The organism is Microcoleus sp. F4-D5 (genome assembly GCF_036704885.1).
GTDB lineage: Bacteria > Cyanobacteriota > Cyanobacteriia > Cyanobacteriales > Microcoleaceae > Microcoleus.
The window spans coordinates 80,128-95,430 of record NZ_JAUBSX010000001.1; the positions used below are offsets into that span (position 1 = coordinate 80,128).

The 15,303-nt window shown below is 48.7% G+C and carries 15 protein-coding genes; 7 read left to right on the forward strand and 8 right to left on the reverse strand.

Going from position 1 to position 15,303, the window contains the following annotated elements; all coding sequences use genetic code 11:
* Positions 1 to 61: 61 nt before the first annotated feature.
* The 3 genes from QUA80_RS00410 to QUA80_RS00420 form a co-directional block, all read right to left on the reverse strand.
* On the reverse strand, positions 62 to 409 hold the full coding sequence (locus QUA80_RS00410; RefSeq protein ID WP_333420333.1) for an NINE protein: 348 nt from the start codon (positions 407 to 409) through the stop codon (positions 62 to 64).
* 81 nt (positions 410 to 490) lie between these two features.
* Positions 491 to 703: a hypothetical protein gene (locus tag QUA80_RS00415; protein WP_333420335.1), complete on the reverse strand. Its 213-nt coding sequence runs from the start codon at positions 701 to 703 to the stop codon at positions 491 to 493.
* A 352-nt stretch (positions 704 to 1,055) separates the two neighbouring features.
* Entirely contained in the window at positions 1,056 to 2,645 is a 1,590-nt protein-coding gene (locus tag QUA80_RS00420) for a CPBP family intramembrane glutamic endopeptidase (RefSeq protein ID WP_333420337.1), read from the reverse strand.
* Positions 2,646 to 2,869: 224 nt separating this feature from the next.
* On the opposite strand from QUA80_RS00420, the gene QUA80_RS00425 reads away from it, so the two are divergent.
* The 4 genes from QUA80_RS00425 to QUA80_RS00440 all read left to right on the forward strand — a co-directional run bounded on the left by QUA80_RS00425 (position 2,870) and on the right by QUA80_RS00440 (position 7,181).
* The gene (locus QUA80_RS00425) at positions 2,870 to 4,231 is read left to right on the forward strand and encodes a histidine phosphatase family protein (protein ID WP_333420339.1); all 1,362 of its coding nucleotides are present in this window, start codon (positions 2,870 to 2,872) and stop codon (positions 4,229 to 4,231) included.
* 451 nt (positions 4,232 to 4,682) lie between these two features.
* Entirely contained in the window at positions 4,683 to 5,996 is a 1,314-nt protein-coding gene (locus QUA80_RS00430) for a dihydroorotase (protein ID WP_333420341.1), read from the forward strand.
* Between the two features lie 247 nt (positions 5,997 to 6,243).
* Entirely contained in the window at positions 6,244 to 6,999 is a 756-nt protein-coding gene (locus QUA80_RS00435) for a 4'-phosphopantetheinyl transferase superfamily protein (RefSeq protein WP_333420343.1), read from the forward strand.
* Positions 6,996 to 7,181 carry a hypothetical protein gene (locus tag QUA80_RS00440; RefSeq protein ID WP_333420345.1) on the forward strand — a complete coding sequence of 62 codons (186 nt, stop codon included), beginning with the start codon at positions 6,996 to 6,998 and terminating at the stop codon, positions 7,179 to 7,181. The genes QUA80_RS00435 and QUA80_RS00440 overlap by 4 nt, the downstream gene beginning before the upstream one ends.
* A gap of 124 nt (positions 7,182 to 7,305) precedes the next feature.
* Here the strand turns inward: QUA80_RS00440 and QUA80_RS00445 are convergent, their stop codons facing one another.
* Together QUA80_RS00445 and QUA80_RS00450 are read right to left on the reverse strand one after the other, a co-directional pair.
* Positions 7,306 to 8,046, reverse strand: coding sequence for a response regulator transcription factor (locus tag QUA80_RS00445; RefSeq protein WP_333420347.1), 741 nt, complete (start codon positions 8,044 to 8,046; stop codon positions 7,306 to 7,308).
* A 110-nt stretch (positions 8,047 to 8,156) separates the two neighbouring features.
* Positions 8,157 to 8,315, reverse strand: a complete 159-nt coding sequence (locus QUA80_RS00450) for a hypothetical protein (protein WP_333236863.1) — start codon at positions 8,313 to 8,315, stop codon at positions 8,157 to 8,159.
* Between the two features lie 264 nt (positions 8,316 to 8,579).
* Here QUA80_RS00450 and QUA80_RS00455 point away from each other — a divergent pair, with 264 nt between their 5' ends.
* The gene (locus tag QUA80_RS00455; RefSeq protein WP_333420349.1) at positions 8,580 to 9,326 is read left to right on the forward strand and encodes a creatininase family protein; all 747 of its coding nucleotides are present in this window, start codon (positions 8,580 to 8,582) and stop codon (positions 9,324 to 9,326) included.
* 159 nt (positions 9,327 to 9,485) lie between these two features.
* Here the strand turns inward: QUA80_RS00455 and rpsF are convergent, their stop codons facing one another.
* Entirely contained in the window at positions 9,486 to 9,821 is a 336-nt protein-coding gene (gene rpsF / locus QUA80_RS00460; protein ID WP_333335123.1) for a 30S ribosomal protein S6, read from the reverse strand.
* 15 nt (positions 9,822 to 9,836) lie between these two features.
* Between rpsF and QUA80_RS00465 the strand changes: the two genes are divergently transcribed.
* Both QUA80_RS00465 and QUA80_RS00470 read left to right on the forward strand, forming a co-directional pair.
* The gene (locus tag QUA80_RS00465) at positions 9,837 to 10,754 is read left to right on the forward strand and encodes a carbohydrate ABC transporter permease (RefSeq protein ID WP_445302191.1); all 918 of its coding nucleotides are present in this window, start codon (positions 9,837 to 9,839) and stop codon (positions 10,752 to 10,754) included.
* A 91-nt stretch (positions 10,755 to 10,845) separates the two neighbouring features.
* Positions 10,846 to 10,971, forward strand: coding sequence for a hypothetical protein (locus tag QUA80_RS00470; RefSeq protein WP_333420353.1), 126 nt, complete (start codon positions 10,846 to 10,848; stop codon positions 10,969 to 10,971).
* 156 nt (positions 10,972 to 11,127) lie between these two features.
* On the opposite strand, the gene QUA80_RS00475 is transcribed toward QUA80_RS00470, so the two are convergent.
* Positions 11,128 to 13,680, reverse strand: a complete 2,553-nt coding sequence (locus tag QUA80_RS00475; protein WP_333420355.1) for an HDIG domain-containing metalloprotein — start codon at positions 13,678 to 13,680, stop codon at positions 11,128 to 11,130.
* Between the two features lie 434 nt (positions 13,681 to 14,114).
* The gene (locus tag QUA80_RS00480; RefSeq protein WP_333420357.1) at positions 14,115 to 15,263 is read right to left on the reverse strand and encodes an ADP-ribosylglycohydrolase family protein; all 1,149 of its coding nucleotides are present in this window, start codon (positions 15,261 to 15,263) and stop codon (positions 14,115 to 14,117) included.
* Between the last annotated feature and the right edge of the window lie 40 nt (positions 15,264 to 15,303).

The following is a 15,303-nucleotide window of genomic DNA, read 5'->3' on the forward strand; positions in this document are numbered from 1 at the left end:
CTTGGGCAACCTGGACTTTACGAATAAACCGATTTTTTTGTCACCGTGGAGCTAGTCTTGCTTACAATTCTCGCAGCAGTTTTTGGCGTTTTTCTTCATATTCTTCGGCGGTAATTGCGCCCATATCGTAAAGTTTTTTCAATTCGCCGATCGCCCCGGTTACATCTTTTGCCGCTCTGAGGGCATACCCAGACGGCAACGTGCCGCCATTGTACTGTATTTGAAAAGCTTGTTCCGACATCAGCAGCAGGCCGATAAAATCGAAAAATGCGATCACTGAGGGAATTAATGTCCAAGAAAATAGCAAGTATAATACCCCTGCTAAGTTGTTGCCCAAATAAAATTTGTGAACTCCGAAACCTCCTACAAAGAAAGCTAACACAACGGCTACAGTTTTATCTTTTACCATTTTTCCATTTCCCCAGTTTTTTATTTTAACTTCCGCGATCGACCTTTAACGACCGACATAAGTAATCTTGCTAATTTTTACTCATTTATTGGGATTTTTGCGAAACTTAGACATCGCAAAATACAGCAAAACTATACCGACTTGAGCCTGTAGAATGACCAAGTAGCCTCTCAAGAAATAATTGAGTTCGCTGCCTGAATTGAGAGAAAATATTAAAATGCCTAAGGCTGCGTAGGGTGCCAAACGCATCCAACTCGGCGTTCCCTCTAACTTGCGGCTGTTGAAATTGCTCATTGGGTTTAAGCCTCATCCTAAATTAAAATTTAGCTATAAATTAGCCGGATTGTCAACTTCCGCTTGGTGCGATCGCCCGGGCCAGTCTCTCAATCATCAGCCGACAAGATATTACTTCCATGTTAAACCAAGTTTTTCCGCTAAAGTAAGAGACCGGGGCGGGTCGATCTGGATCTGTTGCTGATATTAAAGATGAGGGTGAACCAGCCCCTACTGGAATTCGGATTATTTTACCGAACTAGATATTAGGGGCGCACCGAGCACCCTACTGCTGTTTTTGCATTTGTCGATCGCCCGCACGAAAACTCTCAAAAAAACCCGGTTAATTCACAATTATTAACAACCGCCCGAATTAACTCGCGCCGCCGCCCAAAAGAAACAGACTCAGGAGAGTACCGCTGTTCCAAAGACTGTGGAGAAGCATAGGAGCAAGGAGATTGCGCGATCGCGTGTACACAAACCCCAAAACCGCACCCAAAGTCGCCAAAGGCAGAATCTCAGAAACACTCAAGTGAGCCACGGCAAACAAGAAAGCCGAAGCTGCGATCGCCCCCCAAACAGGCAAATAGCGAGTCAGAGAAGGCAGCAGAAAGCCCCGAAACACGATTTCCTCAAAAACCGGAGCCGCGATCGCAGCAGTGCCGAAAAACACCATCAAAGCCACGTTGTCCCTACCTTCGAGAACGATCGGCAAAATCGGATTGCTGCCACCTTGTCCCTGCCACAATTGCTGATTGAGCAGCGACACCAAAACTACCAAAGGCAAAGCAACAAAATAGCCACCAAATCCCCACAAAAACCAATTTCCCCGCCAATTAATCCGAAACCAACCTTCAGGCAAAGGCAAAAAAGACTTGACAGAAAAATACAGTACCGAAAGCCCGCCAGCCGACAGCAACAAATAAGTAGCAAAGACATAAAAAGCCTTTTCGCGCGGGTCAAAAGTAGCAGGATTGAGTTTTAAAACAGGCTGAGAAACCCCCAACAACAACGGAATCAAGATTTGCCCGACAAAGAAAAAGCCGACCACAAGTACCTGCCAAACAATCTCGCCGTCCCAAGGCACATCCCAAGTCAAGCTCGCATTTCGTGCCAGCACCGGGCCCGAACCTGCTGTATCTAACTGGTTCCGCTGCAACAGCCACTGCACGGTCAAACCAACCAGCAAAACCGTACCAATACAAAGTGCGATCGCCGGAACGCCAACTATAATTGCCAACTTTTCTACAGCTTGCTCGGCAGTTGCTTGCTCTGCTGCTTGCAGCGCCACCAGGTCTTTAGAACGTTCTTGCAGCTTGTAAAGTTGAGCGAGAGCGCGATAGCGAAACCAGCCATCCAAAGACTTTTGAATGCGCGGCTCGGCATCCGGTAGCAGTTGAGCGGGATTGCTCCAAATTCCCGTTAAAACTTGAGCAGTTACCGCCGAAGCACCGTCATCAATTTTAGTTTTGTAGCGATCGACTAAATTTTTCCAAGTTTGCAGAGCAGCCTCAGTTTTACCGCTGCTTGCCTGCAAAATTCCCAGGCGCAAGTCAAGTTCGTTTAGCAGCACTGACTGTTGCTTTATCGACTCTGACAAAGCATTGTTTCGATCCGAATTCACAGTAGTATTATCAGACTTGGAGGCAATGGCAGACTGAATTAATTTAAATTGTGATTGAGTTGTTTCGAGAGTTTTGCGAGTCGAGTCTCGCGCTTCTTGATATTGCGTCAAAGCCGTATTTAAAGGATCTGCACCGACAATATTGGTGCGCGCCGAACTTAAATTAGCACTCTGATTATTTTCTCCTTGCCACTCCGAGGCGTGCAGCAGCAAATTTGTCTGGTAGAGTTCCAGCCTGCTTTGAATTTGCGGCTGATTCCAACTAGCAAGTAAAGATAAACCGACCACGGCGATCGCGATCGCCGTTAAAATACCTAAAATCACCCGCTTCAGTGTCATTCCTGCTTTTCCGTCCCGCACGAATCTGTGGCTAAATCTTTTCCGTCTTCAATCATAGGTCGTTGCAGACCGAGAGTATCCCGACAACTGGTAAAATTTCACTGGCTCATCTTTTTGACTCGCCTCAACAAGACTTACGCCACAAATGGGTAAGGCGCGCACTGCCCGCCCGCTGCGGGGTAGCAGGCTAAATCTAAAATCTAAAATCTAAAATCTAAAATCGAATGACTCGCATTATCTTAGTCCGTCACGGCAAAAGCACATACAATCAAGAACGCCGCATCCAAGGCCGCCTCGATAAATCAATTTTGACAGAAGCAGGCCGCAGCGCCGCCCTGCAAGTAGGCGACACACTCAGCAGTATCGCCTTTGATGCCGCCTATACCAGTCCCCTGCAACGAGCCAAAGAAACAGCGGAAATCATCCTGTCGCGCTTGACAAATCCGCCACAACTCCAGCCAACTGATAATTTGATGGAAATCGATTTGCCTCTGTGGGAAGGAATGCTTCGCCAAGACGCGATCGACAAATTCCCCGAAGCATATCAGCAGTGGCAAAGACAGCCCGACAAATTTTCCATGAAACTGCCATCTGCTGACGGAGAAATTGAACACTTTCCCGTATTGGCAATTTTTGCTAACGCCCGTCATTTTTGGCAAGAACTTTTATCGCGCCACCAGAGCGGCACAATTTTAGTAGTAGGTCACAACGGAATCAACCGCGCTCTCATCGCCACCGCGTCAGAAATTACCCCGGATTACTATCAATCAATTCAACAGTCAAATTGCGGAATTAGCGTCATTAATTTTGGAACTTCCCCTGTGACTAACGACGAACTCGGAGAGCCAAACAAGAAAGTAGCAGTTCAATTAGAATCGCTGAATTTAACTTCTCATACCGGGGAAATCTTTCCCAAACCGAGGGACGGACACCAAGGCCCGCGCTTGTTGCTGGTACGTCACGGCGAAACCGACTGGAATAAAGCAGGTAAATTTCAAGGGCAAATAGATGTACCTCTCAACGGTAACGGCCGCGAACAATCCAGGCGAGCAGCAGAATTTCTCAAGGACGTAAAATTAGATTTTGCGATCGCCAGTTCCATGCTGCGCCCGAAAGAAACTGCGGAAATTATTCTCCAATATCACGGCGGTTTGAAACTAGAACTCCGCGATGAACTAAGGGAAATCAGCCACGGACTTTGGGAAGGAAAATTTGAATCAGAAATAGAACAATCCTATCCGGGTTTGCTACAGGAATGGAAAACATATCCTGAAAAAGTGCAAATGCCCGAAGGAGAGAATTTGCAGCAAGTTTGGACGCGGGCGATCGCAGCTTGGCGAGAAATCGTACAATCTGTTTCCGGTACTGGGATTGTCGTTGCTCACGATGCCATTAACAAAGCTATTCTCTGCCATTTATTCGGTTTGGAACCAGAACATTTCTGGAAATTCAAACAAGGAAACGGAGCCGTTAGCGTGATTGATTATCCCCACGGCCCCGATGGTTTGCCGGTCTTACAAGCAATGAATGTCACAACTCATTTGAGCGGCGGCGTTTTTGACCAAACAGCAGCCGGAGCACTGTAATTAGTAAATTGCTCGGCGCGAACCCGTAGACCTATTACCGGTCTGCAGTTTGACGATTAGGCCTTCGATCCCCCCTTCTTAAGGGGGGGACAGGAGCCTTCTCAAAGTCCCCCTTCTTAAGTGGGATTTAGGGGGATCGAGACTCGTGTCAAAGCGAAATTTATCAAAGCTTTTAGGCCTGAGTTAACACCACTGCCCACCGCTACGAGTACCCGCCTAAAAAATGTTTGAATTTTTATAGCAACCGCGCCCGACGTTTGGGAAGTTCTTAACTCCTGAAACTAATGCGGTCGATTGCTTCTTCCTTCTTACTTCTTCCTTCATGTCCTAGCGCTTGCGCGCGGCTTCGCGTAACGCACCTCGAAGCGCTTCCATCTTCCATCCATCCGTTACATCCGTGGAGCGAATCCGTTGCCGAACTTCCTTCTTCCATATATTTGAATCTTAAGTTATGAGCCGCGAACTGCTACAAAATGTACGAGTGCTAGATCCAGTTTCAGGGAGCGATCGCATCGCTGATATTCTGATTGCTGAAGGTGATATCAAAACAGTTGAGGAAAAAATTGCTGAGTTTCCCCCTGACACGGAAGTGCGGGATTGCCGGGGACTGATTTTGGGGCCGGGGTTAACTGATATCTACAGTCACAGCGGAGAACCGGGTTTTGAGGATAGGGAAACGCTGGAATCTTTGATGCAGGCTGCCGCGGCTGGGGGTTTTACGCGAGTGGCGATTTTGCCGGATACCTCGCCGCCTGTTGACAATTTGGCCGGTTTAGCTTTGTTGCAGCAACACATCGGCAATTTGCCGCCCGGGCTGCCCCGCTTGTATTTTTGGGGCGCGCTGACAGCGGGCGTTAAAGGGCAGCAGATGGCGGAGTTGGGCGAGCTGGCCTCCTCTGCGGTGGTGGGTTTTGCCGACGGTTTGCCGCTGTCTAATCCGGCTCTGGTGAGGCGTTTGCTGGAGTATATCAAGCCTTTGGGCAAGTCTGTGGCTTTGTGGCCGTGCGATCGAACTTTGGCAGGAAAGGGCGCGGTGCGGGAGGGTGCGGTGTCGGTGCGCTTGGGTTTACCGGGAATTCCGGCGAGTGCGGAAACTTCGGCTTTGGCGGCAATCCTGGAGTTGGTGGCATCTGCGGGCACTCCGGTACACATTATGCGCGTTTCAACGGCGCGCAGCGTGGAATTGATTCGGGATGCGAAGGCGCGGGGTTTGCCGGTGACTGCGAGTGTGGCTTGGATGCACTTGCTGTTGAATGTCGGGGCAATTTCAGGAAACTCTAAAGATTCCGGCGGAAAAAATGCTCTGACTGCTTTGTTCGCCTACGATCCGAATTTACGCCTAGAACCGCCGTTGGGCAATCTCAGCGACCAATTAGCGCTGATTCAAGGTGTGAAAAATGGCGTAATTGATGCGATCGCGATCGACCACAAGCCGCATACTTATGAGGAGAAAACTGTGGCTTTTGCTGATAGTCCGCCCGGGGCGATCGGCTTGGAATTAGCTTTGCCTTTACTGTGGCACGGGCTGGTAGAAACTGGCGAATTTTCGGCTTTAGAACTGTGGCGAGTTTTGAGTGCCAGGCCGGCCGTTTGTATCGGGCAAACCCCCGCCACGGTTGCACCGGGAGTCTCTGCTGAGTTGATTTTGTTCGACCCGCAAATGAGTTGGACTGTTGACGGGCCTAGTCTGAAGTCGCGATCGGCAAATACGCCTTGGTTGGGACGGCAATTAGCAGGAAAAGTTGTGCAAAGCTGGATTTATTGACCCTTGGGATTGAAATTCATCTGTTGTAGAACAGGCATCTTGCCTGTTTCTAAAAGTAGAACAGGCAAGATGCCTGTTTCTGGGGCTGCTGCATGAGGTGACTCATAAGAGAAGATATAGCGCTTCTCATAAAGATGAGGTATTTACTAATTAATTAAAAATTCCTCAATCCCCCAATCTAAAATCTAAAATCTAAAATCTAAAATCTAAACTTGTACCTCATCTATCTGAAAAAGGCTATAAATACATGATTGCTGCTGTTGATTCGTGGAATTCCCCACCGCAAAACCTGACATTGGATCTCGGCGAAATTCATGTTTGGCGCGTGTCTCTTGTTCAAACAGAATCTTGCTTGCAGAGTTTACAAGAGACTCTCTCAGCAGACGAGCGGACAAAAGCCGATCGTTTTGTGTTTCCCAAAGGTCGATCGCAATTTATTGTGAGTCGCGGCGCGCTGAGAGCGATTCTGAGCCGCTATCTTAACATACATGCTCACATTTTCCGCTTCGACTACAATCCCTACGGCAAACCCTCTCTGATCGCCGCCCAAGGTGGAAATACCCTCCGTTTCAATTTGTCTCACTCAGGAAACATAGCTTTAATTGCGATTACCAAAAATCGAGATATTGGTGTCGATATTGAAAGCATAAATCCCAACTTTTCTTGCCTGGAAATTGCTGAAAAGTTTTTTTCACCCTTAGAACACTCTGTGCTGCGTTTGCTCCCAAAACATCTCCAATCCCGCGCTTTTTTTACCTGCTGGACTCGCAAAGAAGCCTATATCAAAGCAGTGGGGAAAGGACTTTCTATTCCCCTGAATCAGTTTGATGTCAGCCTCGCACCAGGAGAACCTGCAGCGCTGTTAAATGTTGAAGAAAACCCCGAAGAAGCATCGAGATGGTCTTTAATAGAATTAATTCCCTGTTCAGATATGGTGGCGGCTGTTGCGGTTGCAGGAGATTGCTCGAAACTTCATTGTTGGGAGTGGACGGGGGAATTGTGATTTATACTGAGATGTTGCACCATTCTCAATCAGCTTTTTATGAACAGGCTTTCCGGCCCGTTCCACAAAGAGAAATTTTCTCGCGGAACGGGCCCGAAAGCCTGTTGCTGACAATGGTGCAAGATGTGAGTTTATGCCGATCGCGAGCGGGTAAAAGAGAACGGCAACGGTCGCTGGAATAGCTCTACTGGTTGCACCTCCAAGCTATTGTATTCCGCACCCTACACATACAAATAAGGACACAACATTGTTGTGTCCCTACGTCTATTCGACTGCAATTTGCCACCCTATAACTGATTTAAAAATTTAACCAAATCGATAGCCGAACCCGCGTACCGTAATGATATATTCCGGTTGACCCGGATCTATTTCCAACTTTTCGCGCAGCCAGCGGATGTGCACGTCAACTGTTTTGCTGTCTCCAATAAAATCTTGACCCCAAATTTTTTCCAGCAACTGATCGCGAGACCAAACTCGCCGGGGATTACTCATAAATAGTTCTAGTAAGCGAAACTGTTTAGGAGAAAATTTCACTTCCAGACCGCGAACCAACACGCGGCACTCTTCAGGATAAAGAGTTATACTCTTATATTGCAGCATCATCGGTTGCCGCAACTGACCGAGGCGCTGGCGCCGCATCAGCGCCCGACATCGAGCGATAAACTCCCGCATTCCAAAAGGCTTAGTCAGATAATCATCCGATCCGGCTTCTAGGTAAAAAGCGCAATTGTTGGCACTTCCTCTAGCACCGATAATCAAAATAGGGACGGGATTTCCTTGATGCCGTAACATTCGACACAAATCCAAACCGTTAATTGAATCCATAATTAATAGGTTGAAGGCAAATTCACCGTGGTATGACGAAGAAGCCTGTACAGAAGGCAGAGCGTTGCGCCCGTCGCTAGTAACCACCACCTCGTAGCCCTGTTCTTTAAGGGCTAAAGCTAGCATTTCCCGCAACAGATCTTCACCTTCCAATAACAAGATGCGGCCGGCTTGTCCAACAGCCAACCTTGAAGGACTTTCGCTTAATTCAGCAGAAGACATAAATATCAGTGGGAGTGATGTTTGTATGTGGCTAGCGCGAAGTACCTTCTTCAGTAGCTGAGGTACTCTCGCGCTGCGATCGCTTGTACGATCGCCATTTGTTCGATCGCTTAGAATCCTTCGCCAGTCCATCCCACAGACACGCGCTCGACCTTTGCTACTTGCTCGTGCAAGGAATACAGCCGTAGAGCAGTTGCCGGAACCGCGCTGTCTGCCTGCGTCCAGGCGTCAGAAGGCTGGTCATTTTTAGGGGTTGGTGTTAATTTCATAAAACATTGCCCGCTGTTAATTGACCAGGTAACACCCAATCTATAGGGAGATGCTTGTTATACTACTCTTAAAAGGTTATTAAAAGGTAAAGTTTTGGTAATCAAGCGGTTAAATTATTAACGTTAAGTAATATAACTGTAAAGTTGCGATCGCAATTTAGAGCTTTGTTTAAGAATACAATAATAAGTTTACCCAAAGTCCTTTTTCTGCGCCTGCCGGCTACGATCGACGATAGCAAGTAAAAATTCTGTAGACTGCCTATAATGTTGCTGCATTTGAGTACCTGGCCCGAGGTAGAAGCTTATCTAGAGAGTTCCCAAGGCATAATTATCCCGATCGGCTCCACCGAACAGCACGGGCCCACCGGCTTGATCGGCACTGACGCTATTGCTGCCAATGCCATCGCCCGCGGTGTCGGCGAAGCAGCCAATGCCTTAGTCTGCCCGACCATTAATGTAGGGATGGCGTTGCACCACACCAGCTTTCCGGGCACTATCAGCCTGCGACCGCAGACGCTGATACTCGCAATCAGAGACTATATCACATCTTTGGCAAAAGCGGGATTTGAGAAATATTTCTTCATTAACGGTCACGGTGGCAACATTGCCACTATGAAAGCAGCATTTTCCGAGACTTACGCGCATTTGTCGGACTTGAATCTACCAAATGCCGATCGAATCCAGTGTCAAATTGGCAACTGGTTCATGTGCGGTTCAGTCTACAAACTCGCAAAAGAATTGTACGGAAACCAAGAAGGCTCCCACGCCACCCCCAGCGAAGTCGCCTTAACCCAGTACCTTTATCCCGAAGCAATCAAGCAAGCTCCGCTTTCGGAAGAAGTTGGTTCCGGACACAAAATTTACGGTGCTGCTGATTTCCGCCGCCGATTTCCCGACGGCAGAATGGGTTCAAATCCGTCCTTAGCAACCCCCAAACACGGTCAGCAGTTTTACGAGTTAGCAGTCAAAGAACTCACTAATAATTATTTGGAGTTTTTGAATTCAGATTAACGTTTTTTTGGCGTTGCACCATTGTCAATCGGCCTTTGACGGGCAGGCTCTCCTGCCTGCCCCACAATCAAACAAAACTCACTCTTGTTTGTGGAACAGGCCCGAAAGCCTGTTATTGAGACTGGTGCAAGATTTCAGTAACGAGTCAAAAAACTCGTTTTAGGCTGCCGCTTCCGCTTCCGCTTCCGCTTCAGGTGCATCTGGCACATCCTGCTTGATCGTCAAATAGCGAATCACTTCCTCGCTCAGACGCATCGCGCGCTCCAGGGTAAAGATTGCAGCGCCCGGAGCTGTATAGTTCATTTGAACGTATACTCCGTCCCGGTGCTTGCCGATTTCGTAAGCCAAACGGCGCTTGCCGCGGTGCTGAGTTTCGATATTTTCAGCACCTTGATCGCGCAAAATTGTTTGATATTTCGCGATCGCCTGGTCTGTCATTTCCTCACCCAAATCAGGGCGCAGAATGTACATAGTTTCGTAAATAAACGGTTTCATGGCAATAATCCCCTTATGGACAACAAGGCTTCTCACGAAGCAAGGACTTATCATCATATCCCAACAATGAACAATCTCAAAACTAAAAAATCAAATTCCCCAAACCGCACTCCTTCGCAGTGGAGTACCCTGTGGACGTACAGCATCATGAGCGCGATCGCACTTTTAACGCTCTTTCCCCTGCTGTGGCTGCTCAGTACCTCCCTCAAATCCCCCACCGAAAACATCTTTCAATTTCCCCCGCAACTGTTGCCGCAACAGCCAACCCTCGAAAACTTCATCAAAGTTTGGCAAACCAACCCCTTCGGCCGCTACTTGTTCAACAGCAGCCTGATTGCCGGCCTCACAGTTAGCATCAACGTTTTCTTTTGCGCCCTCGCCGCTTACCCCTTAGCCAGACTCAACTTTCGCGGTCGCGAAGCCATCTTAATCGCGATCGTTTCCACAATCATGATTCCCTTCCAAATAGTCATGATTCCCCTGTACGTATTGACAGTACAACTAGGACTAAAAAATAGTTACTTAGGCGTAATCTTTCCCGGACTAGCCTCAGCCTTCGGCATATTTTTATTGCGGCAAGCCTTCCTAGCAGTTCCCAAAGAACTCGAAGAAGCCGCCCGCATCGACGGCTGTACAGAATTAGGCATTTGGTGGCACGTCATGATTCCGGCAATTAAGCCGGCTTTAGTTACTTTAGGAATTTTTGTATTTATCGGTTCTTGGAGCGACTTTCTGTGGCCGCTGCTAGTTTTGGACAGGCCGGAATATTACACGTTACCTTTAGGCGTAGCCAATTTAGCCGGGACATTTTCTTTGGATTGGCGTTTAGTTGCGGCGGGTTCCATTATTTCTATTGTTCCCGTTTTAGGACTCTTTTTGCTTTTGCAAAAATACATTGTGCCGACAGAAACCGCCGCCGGAGTCAAGGGATAGAATCAACACAAAAAAATCGGCGTCGCTCCGCGTTCATCTGCGGTTGAAAATTCAAATCTTTGGAACTGACAACTCACAAAATTTATTTGTTATGCAGGAACTGCCAGAAATCCGCTGGATCGTTGACTGCACTGCGGTCGTAGATACTATCATCGCTTTTGCAAATGCGATCGATGCCGAAGACTGGCAAAAATTGCGATCGCATCTAGCAGACTAAATAGATAGCAACTATTCAGAATTTTTAGGAATCAAACAACCTGTGGTAATTGTCAGCGACAATTCTGAAGTGCATGACTATTTTCGGGGCTAATCGCAAGGAAATCTCATTCACAACTGAAATACTATCCTATTTTTCCTAACTAAAAATTTCCTCCTACCTGGGAGTGAAAACTGCACTAGGATAAGCAATCCGTTTGTGATTGAACTGTTCCCAAACCCGCACAAAAATCTCCGCGATTAGAGACATATCCTCCCGAGTCAAACCCGAATCAATCAACTGATTATCCTGCCAGCGAGCCCTCAAAATCCGATTAACCATATTCAAAGCCTCTTCATGAGTAGCATCCTTGAGCGATCGCAAAGCAGCCTCGCAAGAATCCGCCAGCATCAGAATCCCCGTTTCCCGCGACTGCGGAATCGGCCCGTCGTAGCGAAAATCCTCCTCCCTCACTTGGCGACTTGCGATTGTTAACTTTGAATTACCCGCATCTGGCAAAGCCCTCTTTAAATCTTCTGATTCTTTTGCAGCAATTTGCTGCGCTTGGTGGTAGAAATAAGCAATCAACATTGTACCTTGGTGTTCGGGAATAAACGCCTGGATCGCCTTCGGCAATCGATGCTTCCGCGCCATCACCAACCCCTCGGTAACGTGCTTTTTAATAATCTCCGCACTCGTCCAAGGGTCATTAATTTCATCGTGTTTGTTGGCCCCGCCCATTTGATTTTCACAAAATCCGAGCGGGTCGTGCATTTTGCCAATATCGTGGTATAGTGTGCCAGTCCTGACCAGCTCAACATTGCAGCCGAGCTCCCGGGCCGCAGCCTCCGCCAAACTCGCCACAAACAGCGTGTGCTGAAAAGTCCCCGGAGCCTCGGCAGCCAACTTCTTCAGCAGCGGGCGGTTGGGATTGGCAAGTTCCGCCAGCCGGATCGGCGTAATCAAGTCAAAAACGTGTTCCAAATAAGGGCTGATGCCGATCGCCACAACGCTCCAAGCCAAACCGGCCAAACTTTGCGCGCCCACAGTACCGAGCACGACGTACCAAATCGCACCGGCAGCCGCGCTGGCAATCAAAGTCCCCACCAGATAAACCGTGCCCTGAGTCAAGCCGACAGCCACGCCCAAAAGAGCCAATTCCTCGCGCGATCGCAGCCGCCCCGCCATAAAAGCACCCAGCAATCCCCCCGCCCCGCTAGCCACCAAATGAATCAACTCCACGTTTAAGCCAACGGGCAGCAGCGCCGACAGCAGCCCCACCACAGTCACTCCCACCGCCGAACCGTAGAAGCCGCCCGCTAAAATCCCGATCGCGGGCAAACTCGTCCAAGGCAGCCCCAAACTCACCAGCACCGGGGCGCTCAAAGTCAGCAGCAGCAATAGCAAATGATCTCTCCGGCGCAAGCGGTAGTGCCTTTCCACCAGCAGTACGATCGCAATTGCCCCTCCGACTAAACAAACAAAACCCGTCAGCCCCAGCCAATTCACCCCCCGCCGGCTCAAACCAAAATAGTCCAGCAACACGAAATCTTCCTGCGAGATCTCTTTTCCTTCTGCAACAATTATCTCGCCCTGCTCTACTGCGATCATCACCGGTTTCACCTTTTGCGCCGCTAATTCAGCTAGCTGTTTGGTTTCCTCGGGATTTCTCACCAGATTTGGCTGCAAAATCGCTGTTAAACCCTCTACCGCCAAAGCTTGGGACTCTAACGGCACTTCATCGGCCACTTGCAGCCTCACAGCTTCTTTCAAAATCTCTTTTGGCAAGCCCTGCGGGATACCTTGAGCCACCATCCTTTTTGCCGCCCGACTCATACCGGTTTGGGTTTTCTGCCAAGCTGCATCCGACAAATCAAACAGCGAAGTATCGTAAATCTGTGGTATCCCCACAACCGAGGGTTTTCCCAGACCATCCACAGCATTGAGATAGCGCCGGCGAGCAGAGGAAATACTGTCTGTCAGGCTTTGAAAGTCTGCTGCCCTGACCGATCGGCTGTAAGCTTGCAGTTGAGCGATAGCATCTTGCTGAGACTTGTTCTCCGTCTGCGTAGCACTTGCGGGGGAATCCAAACTCAACCGCTCGGAAGTTGCACTGTTGTCCCCCACTTGCGCCAAAATCGATCGCCACTCCCACTCCGGACAGCCCCGCAAGTAAACCTGAGTCGCATTTGAGAGTACCGAGGGACTCGCAAACGGAAATGGGCCTACCGCCTCCCGCAGCTCGGTTCCCTGTTGCAAAAATTGTTGCAATTCTCGATAAATTTGTCGATCGACCGCAGAATCCAGCATTAATATCGCTACAGCCCCGATCCGCGCTGCTTTCCGCTGTTCTTCAGTAGTTTTGTAATCGGGGATGCTAGCACTAGCAGGAGCCTTAATCGTCTGAGGAGCTTTCGTCCCCACATCCAATTTCGGCTGGTTGTAGAAGCGGTGGCCCAGAGTGCTGCTTAGGGAAACTACCGCGACCAGCGCCAACATAGGAGAACGAGCTTGATTTTTGAGGCTTGATTTTGAGGTTTTACTTCTAAATCTAGTAAAAGTCTCGGGCAGATCCCATTTCTGGAGCGACAAACGGCTCAGGAGAGACCCGCCAGCGCGTGAAGTATATGCTTTGCTGCCACCATTTTGCACTTTAGCAATGTGTTGGCGCAGTGAGCGCGCAGCCCCTAGCTGCTCAATCTGCCGCATCAATGAGGAGAGCGTATTCATTTGTGTCGAAGATATATCACTGTTATCCAGCAGCTTTGTCAGAAATTCTGACGGTGCATCTTGATTGAGTTTATCCGAACTACCGTGGCTGAATATTCAACCCTCCAGGCTACTTTGCCTGACTGTCGCCAGCAGTTGGGTTTCCTGACTGTAGCCAACAACGCAAGCAGTGTTCTCAAGCTTCTGCTGCTTCTTTCCTTCCCTCGTCCATCTTTAACAGGACTCGCGTAGGGCTAAAAACCAAATTGCTCCGTATATCTCTCGTTGCCTAACCCCATCTTCTCTTAGAAACCCGGTTTATTGGGGCAGGCGCGTCCGGTTTAATTTTTGAGTTTTTAATATTTAATTGTCGGTCTCCTTCCAGTTGCGCTTTTGACTTGTTAATTGGTAAATGCTAATTTCTGGTTTCCCCTTACCGTTAAAAGCTCAAAACTTTATATTTTACGAGGTCTAATGACATAAGGTGCAGCTACCGCTCGGGCGAGCGCTGCGGAGTCCAGGCTGGCATCGGGCCTGTAAACTCCCGCCCAAACAGCAAACAGATTATTTGCTAACTCCACAATTGTTGCATCGCTGCCAATTTCCCAGACTGAGGGTTCTCGGCCTTCGGCCTTCGGCAGCGATTTAACTGCTGCCGAAGATACTTGTCGCCATTCTACAGGAATCGCAGCAGCACCGTTGTACGCTCCCGACAAAGCTCCCGTCAAAGCGCAGGTAAGTTGTCCGGTGATGCCGGTGCGGGCCGCCCGCACCACTGACAAGCGTAAGTCTTCTGGGGTGTTCAAGAAGCAGTAGAAAGCTAGGGCAATGGGAATGAAATTTCCAGGGTTGACAATTGACTCGGTTTGTAATTTTTTCTTGCCCTCGCCCTGTCTTTCTCGCAAAGCTGTGGCGCTTTTGCACAGGTGAGTTGCGGCTGTTTCTAAATCGGCTCCCTTTTCTAGTAGTATTTGTACTTGCAGCAGCAGCTCTGTTAAGGCATTATCTGTTTTGACGTAGGCAATTGTTTGCTCGATCGCTGTGGCGGGGTCAAGTTTTTCTTTGAGAGCTCGGGCGATCGCATATTCCACTGCTAAAATTGCTGTTTCCCATTCTGGGTTGTTTTCGTTGGACCAAACCTCTATCGCCAGCATGATTTTTTCATGCAGCTTGGCTTTATTTTCGTGAAAAAACATCGCCGCAGGCAGCGCCGCCACAGCAGCTTCACAAGGGTTAAGGATGCTTTCAAACTCAGCGCTTCCCCGATGGTAGGTTTCCGACTTGGCAAATGCTTCCCAAGTATCGCGCCAATCTTTTAAATCTAAACCGCTACACCGAATTAAACTTTGAGCGCACGCTACCGCAAGTCTCCCGGATGCGGATGAGTCTTTGCCACTTGGGACGTTACTGTTGACAGAATTCAACGCCAATGTTGCGCCACTTACGGTCAGTTGTTGGTGTTTAGTCAGCGGTAAAATCGGCTCCAAGTCTTCTGTTTGGGGGAGAATACCCACGAGTTGCCTTTGGTACTGCAGGCCTATAGAGTCTCCTAAAACTGCCCCCAGGATGGTTCCTTGAAACTTGCTCAACAGGGAATGCCGCATTTGAATTTAACTCAAGTTGTTAGTAATTGGTAATTTATAA